16 protein-coding genes and 4 tRNA genes are annotated in these 22,724 nt (G+C 71.2%); 11 read left to right on the top strand and 9 right to left on the bottom strand.

Annotation, left to right across the window (positions count from 1 at the left end):
• Positions 1–113 precede the first annotated feature (113 nt).
• The 4 genes from KM933_RS05315 to purM all read left to right on the top strand — a co-directional run bounded on the left by KM933_RS05315 (position 114) and on the right by purM (position 4,636).
• Complete coding sequence (locus KM933_RS05315) at positions 114–911, top strand: maleylpyruvate isomerase family mycothiol-dependent enzyme (protein ID WP_221348646.1); 798 nt, start codon at positions 114–116, stop codon at positions 909–911.
• A gap of 85 nt (positions 912–996) precedes the next feature.
• Positions 997–1,893, top strand: a complete 897-nt coding sequence (locus KM933_RS05310) for an META domain-containing protein (protein WP_221348644.1) — start codon at positions 997–999, stop codon at positions 1,891–1,893.
• Positions 1,894–1,976: 83 nt separating this feature from the next.
• Positions 1,977–3,503, top strand: coding sequence for an amidophosphoribosyltransferase (gene purF, locus KM933_RS05305; RefSeq protein ID WP_221348642.1), 1,527 nt, complete (start codon positions 1,977–1,979; stop codon positions 3,501–3,503).
• Between the two features lie 59 nt (positions 3,504–3,562).
• On the top strand, positions 3,563–4,636 hold the full coding sequence (purM, locus tag KM933_RS05300; RefSeq protein ID WP_221348640.1) for a phosphoribosylformylglycinamidine cyclo-ligase: 1,074 nt from the start codon (positions 3,563–3,565) through the stop codon (positions 4,634–4,636).
• A gap of 190 nt (positions 4,637–4,826) precedes the next feature.
• Here purM and KM933_RS05295 read toward each other — a convergent pair whose 3' ends face one another.
• Both KM933_RS05295 and KM933_RS05290 read right to left on the bottom strand, forming a co-directional pair.
• A complete protein-coding gene (locus KM933_RS05295) occupies positions 4,827–5,078 on the bottom strand; it encodes a DUF3073 domain-containing protein (RefSeq protein WP_149512621.1) in 252 nt (83 codons plus the stop codon).
• 357 nt (positions 5,079–5,435) lie between these two features.
• Positions 5,436–6,527 (bottom strand): Leu/Phe/Val dehydrogenase, encoded by a 1,092-nt coding sequence (locus KM933_RS05290; protein WP_221348638.1) that lies wholly within the window; start codon positions 6,525–6,527, stop codon positions 5,436–5,438.
• Between the two features lie 231 nt (positions 6,528–6,758).
• Here KM933_RS05290 and KM933_RS05285 point away from each other — a divergent pair, with 231 nt between their 5' ends.
• Positions 6,759–7,625: a DUF8083 family protein gene (locus KM933_RS05285; RefSeq protein WP_221348636.1), complete on the top strand. Its 867-nt coding sequence runs from the start codon at positions 6,759–6,761 to the stop codon at positions 7,623–7,625.
• Positions 7,626–8,145: 520 nt separating this feature from the next.
• Complete coding sequence (gene bldC, locus KM933_RS05280) at positions 8,146–8,352, top strand: developmental transcriptional regulator BldC (protein ID WP_003949541.1); 207 nt, start codon at positions 8,146–8,148, stop codon at positions 8,350–8,352.
• Positions 8,353–8,832: 480 nt separating this feature from the next.
• Here the strand turns inward: bldC and KM933_RS05275 are convergent, their stop codons facing one another.
• The 3 genes from KM933_RS05275 to hrpA all read right to left on the bottom strand — a co-directional run bounded on the left by KM933_RS05275 (position 8,833) and on the right by hrpA (position 13,515).
• A complete protein-coding gene (locus KM933_RS05275; RefSeq protein WP_221348634.1) occupies positions 8,833–9,054 on the bottom strand; it encodes a DUF6274 family protein in 222 nt (73 codons plus the stop codon).
• Positions 9,055–9,339: 285 nt separating this feature from the next.
• A tRNA-Asp gene (locus KM933_RS05270) sits at positions 9,340–9,414 on the bottom strand.
• A 93-nt stretch (positions 9,415–9,507) separates the two neighbouring features.
• On the bottom strand, positions 9,508–13,515 hold the full coding sequence (gene hrpA / locus KM933_RS05265) for an ATP-dependent RNA helicase HrpA (protein ID WP_221348632.1): 4,008 nt from the start codon (positions 13,513–13,515) through the stop codon (positions 9,508–9,510).
• Positions 13,516–13,753: 238 nt separating this feature from the next.
• On the opposite strand from hrpA, the gene KM933_RS05260 reads away from it, so the two are divergent.
• Positions 13,754–14,818: an ABC-2 transporter permease gene (locus tag KM933_RS05260; RefSeq protein ID WP_221348973.1), complete on the top strand. Its 1,065-nt coding sequence runs from the start codon at positions 13,754–13,756 to the stop codon at positions 14,816–14,818.
• Between the two features lie 218 nt (positions 14,819–15,036).
• Here the strand turns inward: KM933_RS05260 and KM933_RS05255 are convergent.
• From KM933_RS05255 to KM933_RS05240, 4 genes are all read right to left on the bottom strand, one after another.
• A tRNA-Phe gene (locus KM933_RS05255) sits at positions 15,037–15,113 on the bottom strand.
• Positions 15,114–15,137: 24 nt separating this feature from the next.
• Positions 15,138–15,212: transfer RNA gene (locus KM933_RS05250), tRNA-Asp, on the bottom strand.
• A 50-nt stretch (positions 15,213–15,262) separates the two neighbouring features.
• Positions 15,263–15,335 (bottom strand) — tRNA-Glu (locus tag KM933_RS05245).
• Between the two features lie 80 nt (positions 15,336–15,415).
• A complete protein-coding gene (locus tag KM933_RS05240; protein ID WP_221348630.1) occupies positions 15,416–16,969 on the bottom strand; it encodes a metallophosphoesterase in 1,554 nt (517 codons plus the stop codon).
• Between the two features lie 159 nt (positions 16,970–17,128).
• Between KM933_RS05240 and KM933_RS05235 the strand changes: the two genes are divergently transcribed.
• The 4 genes from KM933_RS05235 to KM933_RS05220 all read left to right on the top strand — a co-directional run bounded on the left by KM933_RS05235 (position 17,129) and on the right by KM933_RS05220 (position 22,662).
• Positions 17,129–17,479 carry a metallopeptidase family protein gene (locus KM933_RS05235; RefSeq protein WP_010352080.1) on the top strand — a complete coding sequence of 117 codons (351 nt, stop codon included), beginning with the start codon at positions 17,129–17,131 and terminating at the stop codon, positions 17,477–17,479.
• A gap of 195 nt (positions 17,480–17,674) precedes the next feature.
• Entirely contained in the window at positions 17,675–18,205 is a 531-nt protein-coding gene (locus KM933_RS05230; protein ID WP_221348628.1) for a hypothetical protein, read from the top strand.
• Between the two features lie 252 nt (positions 18,206–18,457).
• Positions 18,458–20,929 carry a DEAD/DEAH box helicase gene (locus KM933_RS05225; RefSeq protein WP_221348626.1) on the top strand — a complete coding sequence of 824 codons (2,472 nt, stop codon included), beginning with the start codon at positions 18,458–18,460 and terminating at the stop codon, positions 20,927–20,929.
• Between the two features lie 197 nt (positions 20,930–21,126).
• Positions 21,127–22,662, top strand: a complete 1,536-nt coding sequence (locus tag KM933_RS05220) for an amino acid permease (protein ID WP_221348624.1) — start codon at positions 21,127–21,129, stop codon at positions 22,660–22,662.
• Positions 22,663–22,724: the final 62 nt, after the last annotated feature.

Raw genomic sequence — 22,724 nt, 5'->3', positions numbered from 1 at the left:
CCCACCGGGCGGAGGTTCGACCTCCGCCCGGCGGGGAACCGCGCGCTCAGCCCTCACCGGGCCGCACCCGACGTACGAGCGCGACCCCGCGGGGACATCGCTACGCTCACCCCATGCCCCCGGCCAGGAAACGCCCCCGCACCTACGACCCGGTCAGGACCCGCACCGCGGTCCTCGCCCAGTTCGGGAACGTACGGGCGGCCGTACGCACCCTGACCCCCGAGCAGCTCGCCGCGCCGACCGCCCTCGGCGACTGGACCGTACGGGAGCTGGCCGCGCACCTCACCATGGCGCTGGAGGCCGTCAGCCGCGGCCTGGACGGGGACGAGCCCGCCGGACCCGCGCTGCCCCTGCTCGACTGGCCGTCGGCCACGGCACCGCGGGCGGCCGAGGTCGACGACGACGTACGGACGCTCGCCGCCGCCGAGCCGGACCTCGACGCGCTGTACGGACGCACGGAGGCCCGCTTCACCGAGCGCCTGCCGGACGCCCCGGGCGGCCGGCTGCTGGCGACCCGCGTGGGAGCCATGACCCTGGCCGACTACCTGGTCACCCGCACCGTGGAGCTGGTCGTCCACACCGACGACCTCAACGCGGCCGTGCCGGGCCTCGACGTCCCGTACGACCGCCAGGCCCTCGCCGCCTGCACCCGCCTCCTCGCCGACGCGCTCGCCGCGAAGGCGCCCGGTGCCTCCACCGAGGTGCGCGTACCGCCGTACGCGGTCGTGCAGTGCGTGGAGGGCCCGCGCCACACGCGCGGCACCCCGCCCAACGTCGTCGAGACGGATCCGCTGACCTGGCTCCGCCTGGCGAGCGGCCGTACGCGGTGGCGGGCGGCCCTGGACGACGCGAAGGTCAGCGCGAGCGGGGAACGCGCCGACCTGGGCGGACTGCTTCCGCTCATGCGCTGACCCGACGGCGGACGCGAAGGACCGCCGTCGGGCGGCCGTTACGCGGTGGGGGAACCAATCACCCCACCCGTCCCGTCAAAGCGGCATGCACACGCAGCGACGCACTTTCAGCGCCTTCAGCGCCCTCGGTACCCGGGCCGGCCTCAGCGCCCTGGCGGTCACCGGACTGCTCGCCACGGCCGCCTGCGGCACCGGGAGCGGGGACGAGGAATCCGGTTCCCGTTCCGTCGGCACCCGGCAGGCGGCCGCCGAGATCACCGGCAAGCAGTGGAACGTGGACAGCGTGACCGTCGGCGGCGAGAAACACGCGGCCCCGGCCGGAGCGCACATCGAGTTCGCCGAGGACGGCACGGTGGGCGGCAACTACGGCTGCAACCACTTCGGGGCGAGCGCCGAGATCGAGGGCGACACGATCACCGTCGGCGACGACACCTTCAAGACCGAGATGGCCTGCACGGCGAAGGGGGCGATGGACTTCGAGTCGCAGCTCGGCGACGTCATCTCCGGCAGCACCATCAGGGCCGAGGTCGACGACGACGGACTGACGCTCACCACCGAGGACGGCCACACCGTGGAACTCACCGCCGAGAAGCCGGCCGCCCTCCACGGAACGAAGTGGAACGTCACCGGCACGGTGAAGGGCGACGCCGAGGGAGGCACGGAGGGAGGCACGGAGGGCGGCTCCGCCGTCGCCCTGCCCACCGGGGCCGAGGGCAGGGTCCACCTGACCTTCGACGGGAAGGGCACCGTCACCGGTCAGCTCGGCTGCAACCGGGTCACGGCGAAGGCCACCGTCGGCGACGGCGTTATCACCCTGGGCACCCCCGGCACCACCCGGAAGATGTGCTCCGACTCACTCATGGACACCGAACGCACCCTGCTGAAGCTCTTCGGCGGCACGGTGAAGTATCGGCTGAAGGGCAGCGACCTCACGCTGACCAGCGAAAACGGAGCGGGTCTGGAAGCCGTCGCCGCGAAGTGACCCCCGGCGGGCGGCGTCCGTCGGCGCCGCCCGGGCCCTTCCCCAATTCGGACCAGTGGTCGATCTCGCCTACACTCGGTTGCGTGCCACGTGGTGACGGTCGACTCAGTCATGATCTGCTCCCCGGCGAGAAAGGACCCCAGGACGCTTGCGGCGTCTTCGGAGTCTGGGCTCCCGGTGAAGAGGTCGCCAAGCTCACTTACTTCGGGCTCTACGCCCTCCAGCATCGAGGCCAGGAATCCGCGGGGATCGCGGTGAGCAACGGCTCCCAGATCCTCGTCTTCAGAGACATGGGCCTCGTGTCCCAGGTCTTCGACGAGGCATCCCTCGGCTCCCTGCTCGGTCATATCGCGGTCGGTCACGCCCGCTACTCGACCACCGGCGCCTCCACCTGGGAGAACGCCCAGCCGACCTTCCGTGCCACCGGGCACGGCTCGATCGCGCTCGGTCACAACGGCAACCTGGTCAACACGGCGGAGCTCGCCGGGATGGTCGCCGACCTCCCCAAGCAGGAGGGCCGCACCCCGCGGGTCGCGGCGACCAACGACACCGACCTGCTCACGGCCCTGCTGGCCTCCCAGGTCGACGACGACGGCAAGGCGCTGACCGTGGAGGAGGCGTCCGCCAAGGTCCTCCCGCAGGTCAGGGGCGCCTTCTCGCTCGTCTTCATGGACGAGCACACCCTCTACGCCGCCCGTGACCCGCAGGGCATCCGCCCGCTGGTCCTCGGCCGCCTGGAGCGCGGCTGGGTCGTCGCCTCCGAGTCCGCCGCCCTCGACATCTGCGGCGCGTCCTACGTCCGCGAGATCGAGCCGGGCGAGTTCGTCGCCATCGACGAGAACGGCCTGCGCACCTCGCGATTCGCGGAAGCGAAGCCCAAGGGCTGTGTCTTCGAGTACGTGTACCTGGCCCGCCCGGACACCGACATCGCCGGCCGGAACGTGTACCTCTCCCGCGTGGAGATGGGCCGTCGCCTCGCGAAGGAGGCCCCGGTCGAGGCCGATCTGGTCATAGCGACCCCGGAGTCCGGCACGCCCGCCGCGATCGGGTACGCGGAGGCGTCCGGCATCCCGTTCGGCGCCGGTCTGGTGAAGAACGCGTACGTCGGCCGGACCTTCATCCAGCCCTCGCAGACCATCCGCCAGCTGGGCATCCGGCTGAAGCTGAACCCGCTCAAGGAAGTCATCAAGGGCAAGCGCCTGGTCGTCGTCGACGACTCGATCGTGCGCGGCAACACCCAGCGCGCCCTGGTCCGCATGCTCCGCGAGGCGGGCGCGGCGGAGATCCACATCCGGATCTCCTCGCCCCCCGTGAAGTGGCCCTGCTTCTTCGGCATCGACTTCGCGACCCGCGCCGAGCTGATCGCCAACGGCATGACCATCGAGGAGATCGGCACCTCGCTCGGCGCCGACTCCCTCTCGTACATCTCCATCGACGGCATGATCGAGGCCACCACCATCGACAAGCCGAACCTCTGCCGCGCCTGCTTCGACGGCGAGTACCCGATGGACCTCCCGGACCCCGAGCTGCTGGGCAAGCAGCTCCTGGAGACCGAGCTGGCCGCGGGTCCCGCGGCCACGGCCGCGGCCGACGCGATCCGCCGCCCGTAAGACCCCGCAGCAACAGACCCCGCAGCAACACCGCTGTACGACACGAAAGTCCTCACCTCATGTCTGAGACAACCGGTGCCAGCTACGCAGCCGCGGGCGTCGACATCGAAGCGGGCGACCGCGCCGTCGAACTGATGAAGGAGTGGGTGAAGAAGACGCAGCGCGCTGAAGTCGCGGGCCTTGGCGGCCTGGGCGGTTTCGCCGGCCTCTTCGACGCCTCCGCCCTCAAGCGGTACGAGCGCCCGCTGCTCGCCTCCGCCACGGACGGCGTGGGCACGAAGGTCGACCTGGCCCGGCGGCTGGGCGTGTACGACACCATCGGCCACGACCTGGTCGCGATGGTCATGGACGACATCGTGGTGTGCGGCGCCGAGCCGCTCTTCATGACCGACTACATCTGTGTCGGCAAGGTCCACCCGGAGCGCGTGGCCGCCATCGTGAAGGGCATCGCCGAAGGCTGTGTCCTGGCGGGCTGCGCCCTGGTGGGCGGCGAGACGGCCGAACACCCCGGTCTGCTGGGCCCGGACGACTTCGACGTCGCCGGCGCCGGTACGGGCGTCGTGGAGGCCGACCGGCTCCTGGGCGCGGACCGTATCCGTACGGGTGACGCGGTGATCGCCATGGCGTCCTCCGGTCTTCACTCGAACGGGTACTCGCTCGTCCGGCACGTCCTCTTCGACCGCGCGGGGCTGAAGCTCGACCAGCACGTCGCGGAGTTCGGGCGGACGCTCGGCGAGGAACTCCTGGAGCCCACGAAGATCTACTCGCTGGACTGCCTGGCGCTGACCCGTACGACCGACGTGCACGCGTACTCGCACATCACGGGCGGCGGTCTCGCGGCCAACCTGGCCCGGGTGGTCCCGGACCACCTCCACGCGACCGTCGACCGCGCCACCTGGACCCCGGCCCCGGTCTTCGACCTCGTCGGCACCACGGGCCGGGTGGAGCGCCTGGAGCTGGAAAAGACCCTCAACATGGGCGTGGGCATGATCGCGATCGTCCCGGCGGACTCCACGGACACGGCCCTGGCCACACTGGCGGACCGCGGCGTGGAGGCATGGGTGGCAGGAGAGATCACGGACCGCGGCACCCACGGGACGGGCGCGACCCTGACCGGCGACTACGCGGCCTAGGAGGACGCCCGCCCCGTCAGGAGGGCGGGGCCCCGTCAGGGGCGCGGGGGACTGCGCGACCCGCCCGCGCCCGACCGGACCGCAGCAAGTAAGCCGGCGCTCCCCGCGGAGCGGCATGCACAAAACCCGGTCCGGCAAAAAACCCCGGACCGGGTGAAGCGCAGCTAGAACGACGAGCGCAGCTGGTGCGTCAAGCCCCGCGGCGTTGCGACGCAGGACCGGACTCGTCGTCCTCGTCCTCGTCGTCGTTGTAGAGATCCGCGTACTGGGCGTACGGGTCGTCTTCCTCGTCGTCGTCCTCGAACGGCTCGCCATTCGGCGGCTGTTGCGAAGTCGAAGCGCCCAGCTCATTGGCCAGACGCGACAGATCTGTCCCGCCGCTGCTGTACTTCAGCTGGCGGGCGACCTTCGTCTGCTTGGCCTTTGCCCGGCCGCGCCCCATGGCTCGACCCCCTTGGATATGGGGCTCGACGGCCCCAGAGTCTTGACACGCGTTCATGATCTGGAACGGACTCTCCGTGGAGAGACCGGTCCGTAGGGCTTCCACGGTACCTGAGCCCACGCCCATACGGTACGTCGCCCGCAGGACGTGCGTGTGCCCAGGACCTGCGAGGTGCCCTGTCCCCGCTGGTCAACCGCGATTTTAGCCTCTTCTGGGCGGGCGACCCGCCGACGGACGTGAGAGTTCTCTCCCACGCCCGCCGACAGGTACCCCGCGAGGCCGCGCGAACGCCTCCGGGACTCCTCCCGGACCCCTCCGGGAGGAGTCCGGACGAAGCCCGGCCCGGCCTTCCGGACGTCAGGCGCGGCGGGCCTCCGCCATGCGGTGCTCGGCGATCCGGTCGGCCGCGGCGGCCGGCGGAATCCCGTCCTCCTTCGCACGAGCGAATATGGCCAGCGTGGTGTCGAAGATCTTCGCGGCCTTCTCCCTGCACCGGTCGAAGTCGAAGCCGTGGAGCTCGTCGGCGACCTGGATGACACCGCCCGCGTTCACCACGTAGTCCGGCGCGTAGAGGATCCCGCGGTCGGCCAGGTCCTTCTCCACGCCCGGGTGCGCCAGCTGGTTGTTGGCGGCGCCGCAGACGATCCCCGCGGTCAGCTCCGCCACGGAGTCGTCGTTCAGGGCGCCGCCGAGCGCGCAGGGGGCGTAGACGTCGAGTCCCTCGGTCCGGATCAGCCGCTCGGTGTCGGCGGCGACCTCCACGGAGGGGTACCTGTCGACGATGCGGCCCACGGCGTCCTGGCGCACGTCCGCGATCACGACCCGGGCGCCGTCCTCCAGCAGGTGCTCCACCAGGTGGCGGCCCACCTTGCCGACGCCCGCGATCCCGACCGCGCGGCCGCGCAACGAGGGATCGCCCCACAGGTGCTGCGCGGAGGCCCGCATGCCCTGGAAGACCCCGAAGGCGGTGAGGACGGAGGAGTCGCCCGCGCCGCCGTTCTCGGGGGAGCGCCCGGTCGTCCAGCGGCACTCGCGCGCCACGACGTCCATGTCGGCCACGTAGGTGCCGACGTCGCACGCGGTCACGTACCGCCCGCCCAGGGAGGCCACGAAACGGCCGTAGGCGAGGAGCAGTTCCTCGGTCTTGACCTGCTCGGGGTCACCGATGATCACGGCCTTGCCGCCGCCGTGGTCGAGACCGGCCATGGCGTTCTTGTACGACATCCCGCGCGAGAGGTTCAGCGCGTCCGCGACGGCCGCCTCCTCGCTCGCGTACGGGTAGAAGCGGGTGCCGCCGAGGGCGGGGCCCAGGGCGGTCGAGTGGAGGGCGATGACGGCCTTGAGGCCGGTGGCGCGGTCCTGGCAGAGCACGACCTGCTCATGGCCTCCCTGGTCCGACCGGAACAGGGTGTGCAGCACGTCGTCGGGGCTGCCGGTTACGTCGGTCACGGTGGTGACTCCCAGGTAAAGAGCGGCGGGCGGGGCGGCCCTCGTACGGGTGGCGGGGGTCCGTGTGGCACGAGATTAGGGCCTGCGCGCGACCGCCATCGGCGCAGTGGTCGGGATCACCCCCTCCCGGAGTACGGTCGCGGGGGGCGTGGGACGATTTGCCGTGATTTCCCGCGCGCCCGCGGGCGTGGCCCGCGGTTTTCCACCGGACCGGCTGGGGAGGGAGCAAGCGTGCCCAAGGTGTCCTCGTTGATCGTCCCGTACGCGTCCTACCTCCGGGTGTACGAGCCCCTCGCGGCCTTCCCGGAGCCGGAGCGCGGCCACTGGGCCCGCTACGCGCGCCGGTCCGGCCGTCCCTCGTACCAGGACGAGCTGCGCCGTTCGCTGGCCGACCTGCTGCCCGTGCCGCCGGTCCCGGTGCCGGTGCACGAGAGCGGCGACGCGTTCGTCACGGAGGTGGACGGCGTGCTGTGCGTGTGTCCCTGGCGGACCCGGCTGCGCGGCTGGGAGGCACTGGGCGACCTCGCGCAGGAGCTGCCGGCGCCCGTCCTGGACGCGGCGCTGCCGGAGCTCGTGCGCCGTCAGGCGGCCCAGGACTACGAGCGCTGGCTGAGCCGCAACCCCGACGCCCGGCCCTGGATCCGCACCTCGACGTGGCAGGTTCCGCTGAACTGGTTCGTGCTCGTCTCGGACGAGGAGCGGGAGTTCGACAAGGGGGCGGGCTCCGGGGGCGGTTCACGGGCCGGGGAGGACGCTCCCGTGCTCCGCTACCGCACGCCGATGGTGCAGGCGCGGCGGCGGGTGGCGCGGGCCCTGCGGACGCTGCGGGACACCCTCGACGAGGGGCCGCTCATCGACGGCCTGGTGGACGTGGGCCGTTGGCTGGAGGAGTTCCACCCGCGCTCGCTCGTGGAACTGGACTACGGCGGCCTCGTGCACGTCCTGCCCGTCGGGGAGCTCGACGGCGACCACTCCGCCGCGGACGTCGCCGCGGGCATCGAGGCGCTGCGCACGGGCGACGGGGCCGGCGCGGGCGAGGCGTACGGCCGGCTCGTGGAACGCTGGCGGTCGGTCAGGGACCGCCGCTCGGCGAACTGAGGCCGTACACACCGCCCTTGGGACGCCGCACGCCCCGTTCTTGAGATGATGACTCCGCTGCGTCATGCCGTGCCCAGGACGTAAGTCCCGATCCGGGTCGTACGGGGTAAGCGTGACGGACAGCACTAACACGGACCTTGCGCCCAACGCCCCTCCTCATGCCAAAATAGGACAAGGAGTCCGGGGAGGGCTCCCTCTGCCTGCGTATGGGTGGAATCTCGGCATTGCGTGCTTTAGGGGGTCTCGTGACTCCTGAACGCCAGTGTGACTGATCGTCACAGTGGCGTGACTGTCCGCTATGGCATGGTCCATCGGCTTCCGTCGCTGATGAACACCTGGGAGGGCAATTCCATCGGTTTGGCCGACGTGGCTGGACGGATGGTGTAGTTGTAGTGCCGAGGACAAGCCGTTCGTCCTATAACCGACTCGACCCGCATCCGCCATTTCGGGCAACGCGGGTCAAGGTGCAGAATTTAGAGGAAAGAACCGAGAAGGTTCGGTTCTCCCGAGGAGGCCGCTCATGACCGCTCGCACCCCTGATGCCGAGCCGCTGCTGACCCCGGCTGAGGTCGCCACGATGTTCCGCGTGGACCCGAAGACGGTCACGCGGTGGGCGAAGGCCGGCAAGCTCACGTCGATCCGCACGCTCGGCGGGCATCGCCGTTACCGCGAAGCCGAGGTCCGCGCTCTGCTTGCGGGCATCCCGCAGCAGCGCAGCGAAGCCTGAACAACAACTCCATAGCTCCATAGCAGGGCATTCCGGCGGTTCCCCCAACTTGTCGGCAGGCCCTGGCCCAAGCTTCACGCGACGCGGATCCCGCCCCAACGGGGTCCACGCCCGACCGGGAACCATCAGCGCCATGGGTGCGTCGTGGATCGCGCCGGACTCCGCCGAGTCCGGCGCGATCTTTTTTGTGCGCTGGTCATCGGGTGTGCGTGCCTGGTGTGCACCTACCGGACCGGTCTGTGAGCGGTCTTGCCGCAGTCCGGGCGGAGCTGTCGGATCGGCTGGGGGACACTCCGGGGCAGAGTGCAATTGCACATATTAAATTGACCTGTTGTAGGTGGGGGGTAAATTCCGCAGGTTTGAAAACTTATGCGGTGACACCCGTCACATGTCCCGGTCCTTGTTGCCCGTGGTGCACCTGCGCTAAGGGAGACCGATCATCTGGGCTGTCCCGAGGGGGAGTTGGCGTGGGCGGGCCGCTCACGCCGGGGCGGGGCTGCCGTCCTCCGGGACGCCTTCGGCGCCCTGTGCGCCCTCTGTGCCTCCCGTGCCTCCCGTTCCCCGGGTGTCCTCCGAGGCCGAGGCCAGGCGCAGGAGGCGGTGGCAGACGGGGCAGTGCTTCGTTCTGTGGGGATGGCCGGAGGCGGCCGACAGGTGGGCGCGGAGGAGTGCTCGCGTCTCATGCCGGGCTGTCGCCGCCATGGTCACCTCCGGTGAGGGCTGGAGTCCTGTTCTTGTTTCTGAGTACGTGCGGAATGTGACGGCGTCAAGACCGTGTGTTGCCGGGCGGGGTTCAGGGGGTCCGTGGTGCGGATGTTGCTCGGTCACGGCCCGGAGAGGGCAGGTCGCGCCGTCCTCCGCGCCTCTTGTGAGCCATGCCGTTCGCCGCGCGTCCGCAGGACCCGAGCCCGGAGGGCCCGAGCCCGCGCGGGCGCATGCAGAAGGCCCCGCATCCTGGTGGATACGGGGCCTTCTGTTCTTCTTCTGCGGTCCTGACGGGATTTGAACCCGCGGCCTCCACCTTGACAGGGTGGCGAGCACTCCAAACTGCTCCACAGGACCTTGTTTCGCAGTGCGATCTTGCGTTGCGCTGCGAGACAGGACTCTACAGGAGGGTTGGCCCCCTGGGCGAACTCACCCGGTGTGCGGACGCCGTCACGGTGCGGCCGCGTCGATCGCCTTCACGATGCGCTTGTCGGAGACGGGGTACGCCGTGCCCAGCGCGTGCGCGAAGTAGCTGACCCGCAGCTCCTCGATCATCCAGCGGATGTCCAGGACGGAGGAGGGGACGGGCCGGCCCTGCGGCAGCTGCTCAAGCAGCCAGGCGTACTCGTCCTGCATCTCGTGGACCTTCTCCATGCGGCTGGTGTCCCGCTGGGCGTTGGCCGGCATCTGCTGGAGCCGGCGGTCCGCCGCGACCAGGTAGCGCATCAGGTCCGGCAGCCGCCGCAGGCCCGTCGCCGTGACGAAGCCGGGCCGTACGAGGGCGTCCAGCTGCGTCCGTACGTCCGCCAGGTTCGCGAGCAGCACAGGACTCCGTACGCCCTTCAGGCGGCGCTCGCAGGCGTGCCAGGCGGCCAGCACCTGTTCGACCTGACCGACCGTGCGGACCGTCGTGTCGACGATCTCCGCGCGCACCCTCTCGTACAGCTTCCGGTACGACTCCTCGTCCCAGGCCGGGCCCCCGAAATCACCGATCAGCTTGTCCGCGGCGGCCGTGGCGCAGTCGTCGAACAGGGCCTGGACCGACCCGTGCGGGTTCGCGGACAGGGCGAGCTTCTGGGCGTTCGTCAGCTTGTCCGACGCGAACTTCGCCGGATTCACCGGGATGTTGCGCAGGATGAGCCGCCGGGTGCCCTTCCACATCGCCTGCTGCTGTTCGGCCTCGGTGTCGAAGAGGCGTACGGAGACGGTGTCCGCCTCCGGTCCGTCGTCCACGAGGGCCGGGTACGCCTTCACCGGCTGGCCGGCCCGGCGCGTCTCGAAGACGCGGGTCAGGGAGCCGATGGTCCAGTCGGTCAGCCCCGAACGCTCCAGGGACTCCCCGCCGTGGCGCTCGGCGGTCGCCGCGGCGGCCTGCGAGATCGCCTGGCGCGCCTTCGGCCTCAGCCGCAGTTTCAGGGCTTCCAGGTCCTTGTCCTCGGCCAGCTTGCGGCGCCGCTCGTCGACGATCCGGAAGGTGATCTTCAGGTGGTCGTCGAGCCGCGACCAGTCGAAGTCGTCCGCGGTGAGCGGTACTCCGACCATGCGCTTCAGCTCGCGCGCCATCGCCGCCGTCAGGGGCTCCTGCAACGGCACCGTTTGCGCGAGGAACCGTTGCGCGAAGTCGGGCGCGGGCACGTAGTTGCGGCGGATCGGCTTCGGCAGGGAGCGGATCAGCTCGGTGACGACCTGCTCGCGCAGCCCCGGGATCTGCCACTCGAAGCCCTCGTCGGTGACCTGGTTCAGCACCTGGAGCGGGATGTGGACGGTCACGCCGTCCGCGTCGGCGCCCGGCTCGAACTGGTACGTGACCCGGAACTTCAGCCGCCCCTGCCGCCAGGCGTCCGGATAGTCGTCCTTGGTGACCGCCCCGGCCGACTCCCGGATGAGCATCGAGCGCTCGAAGTCGAGGAGCTCGGGCTCCTCCTTGCGCTTGTGCTTCCACCAGGAGTCGAAGTGGGCGCCGGAGACGACGTGTGCGGGCACCCGCTCCTCGTAGAAGTCGAAGAGCGTGTCGTCGTCGACCAGGATGTCCCGGCGCCTCGCCCGGTGCTCCAGCTCCTCGACCTCGGTCAGGAGCCGGCGGTTGTCGGCGAAGAACTTGTGGTGCGTACGCCAGTCGCCCTCGACCAGGGCGTTGCGGATGAACAGCTCGCGGCTGGTCTCCGGGTCGATGCGCCCGTAGTTGACCTTCCGCTGCACGACGATCGGCACGCCGTACAGCGTGACCTTCTCGTACGCCATCACCGCCGCCTGGTCCTTCTCCCAGTGCGGTTCGCTGTACGTGCGCTTCAGCAGGTGCTCCGCCAGCGGCTCGATCCACTCGGGCTCGATGCGCGCGTTCACCCGGGCCCACAGCCGGGACGTCTCGACGAGCTCGGCGGACATCACGAAGCGCGGGGGCTTCTTGAAGAGCGCCGAGCCGGGGAAGATCGCGAACTTGGCGTTGCGGGCGCCCACGTACTCGTTCTTCGAGGAGCTCCTGCCGCCCTCGCGCCCGCCGTCCTTGCCGGTCCCCGTCCCGCCGCCGCTCTCCTTCACGTCCTTCATGCCGATGTGGGAGAGCAGCCCGGCGAGGAGGGACAGATGGATCTGCTTCTCGGGCGCGTCGTCCTCGTTGAGGTGGATGCCCATCTGCTTGGCGACGGTCCGCAGCTGCGTGTAGATGTCCTGCCACTCGCGGATGCGCAGGAAGTTCAGGTACTCCTGCTTGCACATGCGCCGGAACGACGACGAGCCGCGCTCCTTCTGCTGCTCGCGCACGTACCGCCAGAGGTTCAGGTACGCCAGGAAGTCGGACGTCTCGTCCTTGAAGCGGGCGTGCTGCTGGTCGGCCTGCGTCTGCTTGTCGGCGGGCCGCTCGCGCGGGTCCTGGATGGAGAGCGCGGCCGCGATCACCATGACCTCGCGCACGCACCCGTTCCTGTCGGCCTCCAGGACCATGCGGGCGAGGCGCGGGTCGACGGGGAGCTGGGAGAGCTTGCGGCCGGTCTCGGTGAGGCGCTTGCGCGGGTCCTTCTCCGCCGGGTCGAGGGCGTTGAGCTCCTGGAGGAGCTGGACGCCGTCGCGGATGTTGCGGTGGTCCGGCGGGTCGATGAAGGGGAACTTCTCGATCTCGCCGAGCCCGGCCGCGGTCATCTGGAGGATGACGGACGCCAGGTTCGTCCGCAGGATCTCGGCGTCGGTGAACTCCGGACGGGAGAGGAAGTCGTCCTCGGAGTAGAGCCGGATGCAGATGCCGTCGCTGGTACGGCCGCAGCGGCCCTTGCGCTGGTTGGCGCTGGCCTGCGAGATCGCCTCGATGGGCAGCCGCTGGACCTTGGTGCGGTGGCTGTACCGGGAGATGCGGGCGGTGCCCGGGTCGATCACGTACTTGATGCCGGGGACGGTGAGGGAGGTCTCGGCGACGTTGGTCGCCAGAACGATCCTGCGGCCGGTGTGGGGCTGGAAGACGCGGTGCTGCTCGGCGTGCGAGAGACGCGCGTAGAGGGGGAGCACCTCGGTGAACCGGTAGTTCTTCTTGGTGAGGGCGTCGGCCGTGTCGCGGATCTCCCGCTCGCCGGACAGGAAGACGAGGATGTCGCCCTTGCCCTCGCCCTGCAGCTCCTCGACGGCGTCGCAGATCGCGGTGATCTGGTCGCGGTCGGCATCGTCGCCCTCCTCCTCCAGGAGCGGGCGGTAGCGCACCTCGACGGGGTACGTGCGTCCGCTGACCTCGACGATCGGGGCGTCCCCGAAGTGCCGGGAGAACCGCTCGGGGTCGATGGTCGCGGAGGTGATGACGACCTTGAGGTCCGGCCGCTTCGGCAGCAGCTGGGCCAGGTAGCCGAGCAGGAAGTCGATGTTCAGGGACCGCTCGTGGGCCTCGTCGATGATGATCGTGTCGTAGGCGCGCAGCTCGCGGTCCGTCTGGACCTCGGCGAGCAGGATGCCGTCCGTCATCAGCTTGACGAAGGTGCCCTGCGGGTTCACCTGGTCGGTGAAGCGGACCTTCCAGCCGACGGCCTCGCCCAGCGGGGTGTCCAGCTCCTCGGCGACGCGCTCGGCGACGGTGCGGGCGGCGATGCGGCGGGGCTGGGTGTGCCCGATCATGCCGCGGACGCCACGACCCAGTTCGAGGCAGATCTTGGGGATCTGGGTCGTCTTGCCGGAGCCGGTCTCGCCCGCGACGATCACGACCTGGTGATCACGGATGGCGGCCGCGATCTCGTCCTTCTTCTGGCTGACGGGCAGCTGCTCGGGATACGTGACGGCGGGCACACGGCCGCGCCGCTCGGCCATACGGGCCTCGCCCTTCGCCACCTCCGCCTCGATCTCGGCGGTGACGGCGGCGCGGGCCTCGGGTTTGCGGATCCGGCGCGCGCCCTCCAGCCTGCGCCCGAGCCGGTGCGCGTCGCGCAGGGACAGCTCGGCCAGACGGGGGGCGAGATCGCCGAGGGCGGGGGCAGGGTGCGTAGACATACGCGGTCCAGGATCGCACCTCGGGCAAACGAGGGGCGAACGCTTTTGCGCTGCGCGGCCGGTCGGTCCCGCACCGCGCGGGCGGGCGGCCCTGCGCCGTACGGGCGGGCGGCCCCGAGCCACGTGAGCGGACGGCCCGCGCCGCGCGGACGGACGACCGCCGCGGCTCCGATACGGCCAAAGCGGCCACCGTAGAGAAATATCCCTTACGCACCTTTAGCGTGGGCATATGTCCGAGATGCCGCACGGTGCACATGGCAGACCGCCCACGCGCCGGGAGCGCTGGAACTCCTTCAAGGAGTCCCCCTTCCTCCCCGCGACGGTGCTGGCGCTGATCCTCGCCGCCGCGGCGGGCCTCTTCGCCGGTTCGTACACGTACTCCATGGCGGATCCGACCCCGCGCCATGTGCCGACCGCGGCGGTGGGCGCGTACGACGAGGGGCGGGGCGGGACGTTCCTCGCGGGGATGGAGAAGGCGCTCGACGCGTCCTTGAAGATCCGCGCGTACGACAGCCGGACGGCGGCCCTCGAAGCGATGGACGACCAGGAGGTCTTCGCGGTCCTCGACGTACGGGACTCGGGCCGGTCGGTGGTCCTGGACGTGTCCGGGGCGTCCGGGGCCTCGGTCGCGGAGGTGCTGGGGAAGGCCGCGCCGGCCGTCGGCGAGGAGACCGGGGTGGCGGTCACGGTCCGCGACGTCAAGCCCTTGCAGGAGGGGGACCCGCGCGGTCTCGTGATCTTCTACATCTCCCTGGCGGCCGTGATCATCGGGTTCGTCGGGGCGATCCAGCTCAGCGTGCACGCGCGGGCGCTGAACCCGCTGGAGCGCATCGCGTTCACGGCCGCGTACGCCCTGCTCGGCGGGTTCGTGATCGCGGCGGTGGTCGACTGGGTGCTGGGCGCCCTGGAGCTGCCGTTCGTCGAGTCGTGGCTGATCCTGGCGCTGACCATGTTCACGTCGGGCATGGTCTTCACGATGTTCAACACCCTGTTCGGACGCTGGGCGATGCTGCCCACCTGGGGGCTGATGGTCCTGCTCGGCAACCCCTCGTCGGGCGGCGCCGTCTCCTGGCCCCTGCTGCCGTCGCCGCTCGGCGTCATCGGCCGCTGGCTGCCGCCGGGGGCTTCGGTCAACGCCCAGCACACGGCGGTCTACTTCCCCGGCCACCAGCACGTGTTCCCGTTCCTGGTCCTCGGGGGCTGGGCACTGGTCTCCTGCGCGGTCTTCTGGACCTGGCGCCACCGGCACCCGGGCGGCAGGGAAGGGGGCCCGTCCCACGCGGCGGGCGGGGCGGCGGCGTGAATCCCGCCCCCTTTCGGGGACGCGGGGCGGATACGGTCCGGCACCGGCGCTTCCGAGAGGCGCGGGGAACCCGCGCGACCAGCCCCCACGCACCAGCCCCCACGCACCCGCGCCCGAACGAACCGGCGCGGACGGGGACCCCGCGGACCCGGCCCCGGCGGGGTGGCCGACGCCGGGCGCACGGCGAAGGCCCCGTCCGGGTGGACGGGGCCTTCGGGTGGTGGCTGGGGCCGGGATCGAACCGGCGACCTATCGCTTTTCAGGCGATCGCTCGTACCAACTGAGCTACCCAGCCACGCGATCCACGAGAGAATCGCAGCGGTCCTGACGGGATTTGAACCCGCGGCCTCCACCTTGACAGGGTGGCGAGCACTCCAAACTGCTCCACAGGACCCAGCTTTTGTGCGCGAGCGCAGACGAATCAGTCTCGCACACCGTGTTGCGTGCCCCCAACGGGATTCGAACCCGTGCTACCGCCTTGAAAGGGCGGCGTCCTAGGCCGCTAGACGATGAGGGCTATCGGCCCGCCTGGGCGCTTCGCAGCGCGTCGGGGACGTGAGAAGCATATGGGATGTCGGGAGGGATCGCCAAAACGGTTTACGGGGCGGGGGCGGAGGGGGACGTGGCGGACGGCGCCCCGGGCCGGTTCTCCTTGGGGAGATGGCGGCTGACCTCGGCCGTCGTCAGTCCGAGACCTCCCAGTTCGATCTCGTCCCAGGCCTGGAGCCGGCGGGTGTCGCGGTCGAGGTAGAGGATCGACGTCTCGATCGGGGCGGGACCCTCGCCCTCCAGCGCGCGCAGCCCGCCGCCGCCCGTGGAACCCTCGATGCGCAGCCGCGTGCCGTACTCCATGACCTCCATCTCCTGGTGGTGGACATGACCGGCCAGCACCAGGGGCACGTCGCCGTCCGTCTCGCGTGCGGCCGTCGGGTTGTGCGCCACCGCGACGTCGACCGGGGTGCCCGCGGCCTCCTGGTCGCGCAGCGCGGAGGCGAGCCGGGCACCGGCCAGCTCCTCCGAGCGCCGACCGGCCGGCGGGTTCGAGCGGTCCGGGGTGTACTGCGGGTCGCCGATGCCCGCGAAGCGCAGGCCGGCGACCGACACGGCCCGGCCGTCGTCGAGCACGTGCACGTTCTCCATGCGTTCCAGGTACCGCTGGGTGTCCCGGCCGTCGTGGTTGCCGCGTACCCAGACGTAGGGCGCGCCGAGGTCGGCGACCGGGTCCAGGAAGCCGTTCTCCGCCGCCGTCCCGTGGTCCATGGTGTCGCCCGAGTCCACGATGACGTCGATCTCGTACTGCTCCACCAGCGACGCGACGATCTTCCAGCTCGCCGGGTTGAGATGGATGTCGGAGACGTGCAGGACCCGGATGGTGGAGGGGTCGGGCGTGTACGCGGGAAGCGTGGACGTGGCGTCGTACAGCTTCGTCACGTTCGTCACCAGGCGGGCCAGCTCCTTCTGGTACACGTCGAACTCGCTGACGATGCTGCGGGCGTTGCCGACCACCGAGGGCGCGGAGGAGAGCAGCCCGGAGAACCTCGGCTCCAGGACCGACTTGGGGTTCCAGGTGGCGAAGGCGGTCGCCCCGCAGGCGGCCAGCAGGGCCAGTGCCAGGCCGCCCGCCGCGAGGGCCCGGCGGGGCCGGCGGTAGACCGCGAGGCCGAGGGCGGTCGCGCCGGACACGACGGCGACGACGGAGCGCACGGCCAGGTCGAGCGTGCCGGCGCCGACGTCCCGGGCGACCTCGTCCTGGAGGCCGGAGAGCCGCTCGGGGTGGTCGACCAGGGCCTGGGAGCGGACCGGGTCGAGCTGGTCGACGGCCACGTCGAGGCGCAGGGGGGCCGTGTGGCTGCGCAGTTCGAGGGCGCCGAGCGGAGAGACGTTGATCTTCGTGCCGCCCGTGAGGGAGGGGCGCAGGGTCATCGTGGTGTCCATGGGGCCGACCGGAGTGCGGACGTTCCCCACGATCAGCAGGCCCAGCCACGCGCCGAGCAGGACGACGGCGACGAGACCGAGCGCACGGGTGTACGGGTGCGGCTGGGCGACGAGTTCGACGACCGGGTGGGTGCGGCGGGAGCTGTAGTGGCGTACGAGGACGCGGGGGGCTTTTCGCACGCGGTGCAGAGCGGCGGCAGCGGGGACGCGGGCCATTGGGGCCGTATGCCCAAGGGGTGGGGCGGCTATGCGGCGCGGACCGGGCACCCGCGGCGGGCGCCTGCCCACCGCGGGCGCCTGCCCATCGCGTGCGCCCGCTGCCGCGTACGGCCGTCCGTGCTTCTGTCCGTCGTGTCCGTACCGGACAATGGTCACGTGCTGGAGATGACGCGCGAGGAGTTCGAGGAACTGGTCGCCGAGGCGCTGGACCGGATCCCGCCGGAGCTGACGCGGCTGATGGACAACGTGGCGGTGTTCGTCGAGGACGAGCCGCCCGCCGACGATCCCGAGCTGCTCGGGCTCTACGAGGGGACGCCGCTGACGGATCGCGGCGAGTGGTACGCGGGGGTGCTGCCGGACCGGATCACCATCTACCGGGGTCCCACGCTGCGGATGTGCGGCACGCGCGAGGAGGTCGTGGCCGAGACCGAGGTGACCGTGGTGCACGAGATCGCCCACCACTTCGGCATCGACGACGAACGGCTGCACGCGCTGGGGTACGGCTGACGACGGGTGCCCGCGCCGCGCACGGCCGGCGTCCGCTCGGCGTCCGCTCGGCGTTCGTCGCGTGCGGTCGCGTGTCCTCCCGCGGGCGGCGGGAGTTGGGCAGGGGGACTCCTCGTATCCTTCCCCGCGCTCCCGGCACCGGCACCGTTACTGGTACCCGCCGAGCAGGGGGACCCCTTTCGGAGGTAGCTGCCCGTGCGCGCCATGTACGTACCCGTCCGTCTGGCCGCCGCGGCGCTGGCCGTCGCCACCTCCGCCGGCTGCATGAGCGTCGGTGACGACGGGGGGAGCCGGGCCGAACCCTCCCACTCGGCGGCGCGGCAGGGCGGTGAGGCGCCCGACGGCGGGGCGGCAGTGAGCGGCGCCCGCCCCGGCCGGCAGGGGGCGAGTGACGGAAAACACGCCAGGGCGAAGCCGGGCAGGTCCGCGTCGGGACCGGCGTCGCCGTCGGCCCGCAGGAGCGGGGCGAGCCGGTCGGCCGCGCCGGAGAAGCCCGGCAAGGACCACGACGACGACGGGAAGAAGCCCAGGCCACGGGTGTCCTCGCCGACCAAGGCGCCCTCCACGCCGACCCGCCCGGCGCCGGAGCCGACGCCCACGAAGGAGACGCCTGTGCCGTCACCGGACCCGACCACCGCCGAGCCGTCGTCCTCGGCACACCCGGAGCCCGAGCCGCAGCTCTTCGAGTTCCGCGAGCCGGCACCGAAAGCCGGCTTCGAGGCCTGAGCAGGCTTCGGACCGGGACGCGGGAAGCGTGCGCACCCCCTCTGACCTGGGAAATCGGATTCGGTTTGCCTTAGACGGCAGAGGGTGCGTATGGTAGTAGATCGTTTGATACCAATTGCCCGGCGCCATCACAGAGCGCCGCGTGGCGCGTACTCTCCCCTTACCGTGGCTGACCGCATTGAGGCGGTCGTTTGCGAAATCACGGAGTTGACGGGCGCGTGCCGACGAGACTCCGGAAGGTTTCGCATTCGCATGTCCATTTCCAGTACTGATCACATCGTCGTGCCCGAGAACGAGGCGGCCGACGCGGCCCCCGCGACCGGCACGGCCCCGGCGATCCCCGCCACCGACGCGGTCCGCACCGTCGACGGGACTCCCGTCACCGACGAGGTCCCCGCCGTCGACGAGATCCCTGCCGTCGGCGAGACCCCCGCCGTCGACGAGGTCCCTGCGACCCCCGAGGTCACGTTCGGCACCCTCGGTCTCCCCGAGGGCGTCGTGCGCAAGCTCGCGCAGAACGGTGTGACCAGCCCCTTCCCGATCCAGGCCGCGACCATCCCGGACGCCCTGGCCGGCAAGGACATCCTCGGCCGCGGCCGTACCGGCTCCGGCAAGACCCTCTCCTTCGGTCTGCCGCTGCTCGCGCAGCTCTCCGGCGGCCACACCGAGAAGAAGAAGCCCCGCGGCATCATCCTCACGCCGACGCGTGAGCTCGCGATGCAGGTCGCGGACGCCCTCCAGCCGTACGGCGACGTCCTCGGCCTGAAGATGAAGGTCGTCTGCGGCGGTACGTCGATGAGCAACCAGATCTACGCCCTGGAGCGCGGCGTCGACGTCCTCGTCGCCACCCCGGGCCGGCTGCGCGACATCATCAACCGCGGCGCCTGCTCGCTGGAGAACGTCCAGGTCGCCGTGCTCGACGAGGCCGACCAGATGTCCGACCTGGGCTTCCTGCCCGAGGTCACCGAGCTGCTCGACCAGATCCCCGGCGGCGGCCAGCGCATGCTGTTCTCGGCCACCATGGAGAACGAGATCTCCACGCTGGTCAAGCGCTACCTGACCAACCCGGTGACGCACGAGGTCGACAGCGCCCAGGGCAACGTCACGACCATGTCGCACCACATCCTCATCGTGAAGCCCAAGGACAAGGCGCCGGTCACCGCCGCGATCGCCTCCCGCAAGGGCCGCACGATCATCTTCGTCCGCACCCAGCTGGGCGCCGACCGCATCGCCGAGCAGCTCTGCGACTCCGGTGTGAAGGCCGACGCGCTGCACGGGGGCATGACGCAGGGCGCCCGCACCCGGGTGCTCGAAGACTTCAAGAAGGGCTACGTCAACGCGCTCGTCGCGACCGACGTCGCCGCCCGCGGCATCCACGTCGACGGCATCGACCTGGTCCTGAACGTGGACCCGGCCGGTGACCACAAGGACTACCTGCACCGCTCCGGCCGTACGGCCCGCGCGGGGCGCAGCGGCACGGTCGTGTCGCTCTCCCTGCCGCACCAGCGCCGGCAGCTCTTCCGCCAGATGGAGGACGCGGGCGTGGACGCCTCGCGCCACATCATCCAGGGCGGCGCCGCCTTCGACCCGGAGGTCGCGGAGATCACGGGTGCCCGGTCGATGACCGAGGTCCAGGCCGAGTCCGCGGGCAACGCGGCGCAGCAGGCCGAGCGCGAGGTCTCGCAGCTCACCAAGGAGCTGGAGCGCGCGCAGCGGCGCGCCGCCGAACTGCGCGAGGAGGCCGACCGGCTGATCGCGCGGTCCGCGCGGGAGCGGGGCGAGGACCCGGAGACCGCGCTCGCCGAGGCGGCCGCCGTCGTCGAGGCCGCCGCGGCGGCCGTGGCGCAGGAGCCGGCGGCGCAGTCCGCCGACGCCGAGCCGGTGCGCGAGGAGCCGCGTCAGCGTCGTGACGACCGCGGCAACTACGAGCGCCGTGACCGTCGTGACGAGCGTCCGTCGGGTGGCTCCGGTGGTTTCCGCCGGGACGACCGTCGTGACGACCGTTCGTCGGGTGGCGGCTTCAACCGTGACCGTCGTGACGAGCGTCCGTCGGGCGGCTTCAGCCGTGACCGCCGCGACGGCGACCGTCCCTCGGGCGGTTTCCGCCGGGACGACGAGCGCTGCGGCCGGGCCTTCGACCTTCGTGACGAGCCTCCGTCGGGCGGTTCCGGTCGTTTCCGCCGCGACGACCGTCGTGACGACCGTTCGTCGGGTGGCGGCTTCAACCGCGACCGCCGTGACGAGCGTCCGTCGGGCGGCTTCAGCCGTGACCGCCGCGACGGCGACCGTCCCTCGGGCGGTTTCCGCCGGGACGACGAGCGCGGCGGCCGTTCCTTCGACCGTCGTGACGAGCGTCCGTCGGGCGGTTCCGGTGGTTTCCGCCGGGACGACCGTCGTGACGACCGTTCGTCGGGTGGCGGCTTCAACCGCGACCGCCGTGACGACCGTCCCTCGGGCGGCTTCAACCGTGACCGCCGCGACGGCGACCGTCCCTCGGGCGGTTTCCGCCGGGACGACCGTCCGTCCGGCCACCGGGGCAGCGACCGCCCGTTCAACCGTGACCGTCGTGACGACCGCCCCACGGGCGGCGGTGGCTTCCGCTCCGGCGGCCACGACCGTCCCTACGGCCGCCGTGACGACCACCGCGGCGCCGGCTCCGGTTCGGGCTCCGGCTCCTCCTTCGGCCGCCGCGACGACAAGCCCCGCTGGAAGCGCAACGGCTGACGGCGGGCCCGGCCCCTGACGGGCCGCGGCACAGCACACGAAGGGCCCGGACGACCTCGGTCGGCCGGGCCCTTCGGCGTCGTCGGCGCCGCCCCGGGCACCACCCCGGGCGCGGGCCCGAGCCGCGCCGGTGTTTCCGGCCGAGCCGACACTCCTGTGACGCATGTCATACCTCCGGCGAGGGCATTGCTGGGGGCATGACAGATGACGCCAGAGCGAGTGGGCTGTCGGACGAAGAGCGGCTGGCCCAGCTCGGCTACACCCAGGTTCTCGCCCGCCGCATGTCGGCGTTCTCCAACTACGCGGTCTCCTTCACGATCATCTCCGTCCTGTCGGGCTGCCTGACGCTCTACCTGTTCGGCATGAACACCGGCGGCCCCGCGGTGATCACCTGGGGCTGGGTCGCGGTCGGTCTCATGACCCTGTTCGTCGGGCTCGCGATGGCCGAGATCTGCTCGGCGTACCCGACCTCCGCGGGCCTGTACTTCTGGGCGCACCGCCTCGCCCCACCGCGTACGGCCGCGGCCTGGGCGTGGTTCACCGGCTGGTTCAACGTCCTCGGCCAGGTCGCGGTGACGGCGGGCATCGACTTCGGCGCGGCCTCGTTCCTGGGCGCGTACCTGAACCTGCAGTTCGACTTCGAGGTGACCCCCGGCCGCACGATCCTGCTCTTCGCGGCGATCCTCGTCCTGCACGGCCTGCTGAACACCTTCGGCGTACGCATCGTCGGCCTCCTCAACAACGTCAGCGTGTGGTGGCACGTCGTGGGCGTCGCGGTCATCGTGGGCGCGCTGACCTTCGCGCCCGACCACCATCGGTCGGCGTCCTTCGTCTTCACCGAGTTCGTCAACAACACGGGCTGGGGCAGCGGCTTCTACGTCGTCCTGCTCGGCCTGCTGATGGCGCAGTACACCTTCACCGGGTACGACGCCTCGGCGCACATGACGGAGGAGACGCGCGACGCGGCCACGGCCGGACCGAAGGGCATCGTCCAGTCCATCTGGACGTCGTGGATAGCGGGCTTCGTCCTCCTCCTCGGCTTCACCTTCGCGATCCAGTCGTACGACGGCGCCCGTGAGTCCCCGACGGGCGTGCCGCCGGCCCAGATCCTGCTGGACGCGCTGGGCGCCACCGCGGGCAAGCTCCTGCTGCTGGTGGTGATCGGCGCGCAGCTGTTCTGCGGCATGGCGTCGGTGACCGCCAACTCCCGCATGATCTACGCCTTCTCGCGGGACGGGGCGCTCCCGTTCTCCCACGTGTGGCACACGGTGAACCCGCGCACGCGCACCCCCGTCGCGGCGGTGTGGCTCGCGGCGCTGGGCGCGCTGGCCCTGGGTCTGCCGTACCTGATCAACGTGACCGCGTACGCGGCGGTGACGTCCATCGCGGTGATCGGCCTCTACATCGCGTACGTCATGCCGACGCTGCTGCGGGTGCGCAGGGGCGAGGACTTCGAACGGGGCCCGTGGCACCTGGGCCGCTGGTCCCGCCCGATCGGCGTCGTGGCGGTCGTCTGGGTCTGCGTGATCACGGTCCTCTTCATGCTCCCGCAGGTCTCGCCGGTCACCTGGGAGACCTTCAACTACGCCCCGGTCGCCGTCCTGGCCGTCCTCGGCTTCGCCGCGGCGTGGTGGTTCGCCTCGGCCCGGCGCTGGTTCCTCAACCCGGACCACGAACGGACCCGCGCCCGCGAGGCGGCCCGCGCCGGCGCGCCTGAACCACTCGATCCGTGACGCCCGGAACCCTTCGACACCCTTCGACGCGGCCGGTACACCGATACCCGATCGGAGTCCCG

It is taken from the genome of Streptomyces beigongshangae (assembly GCF_019710745.1).
Taxonomy (GTDB): domain Bacteria; phylum Actinomycetota; class Actinomycetes; order Streptomycetales; family Streptomycetaceae; genus Streptomyces; species Streptomyces beigongshangae.
Note: the sequence above shows the minus strand (reverse complement) of the source record. Positions and strands in the feature narration are given on the sequence as shown.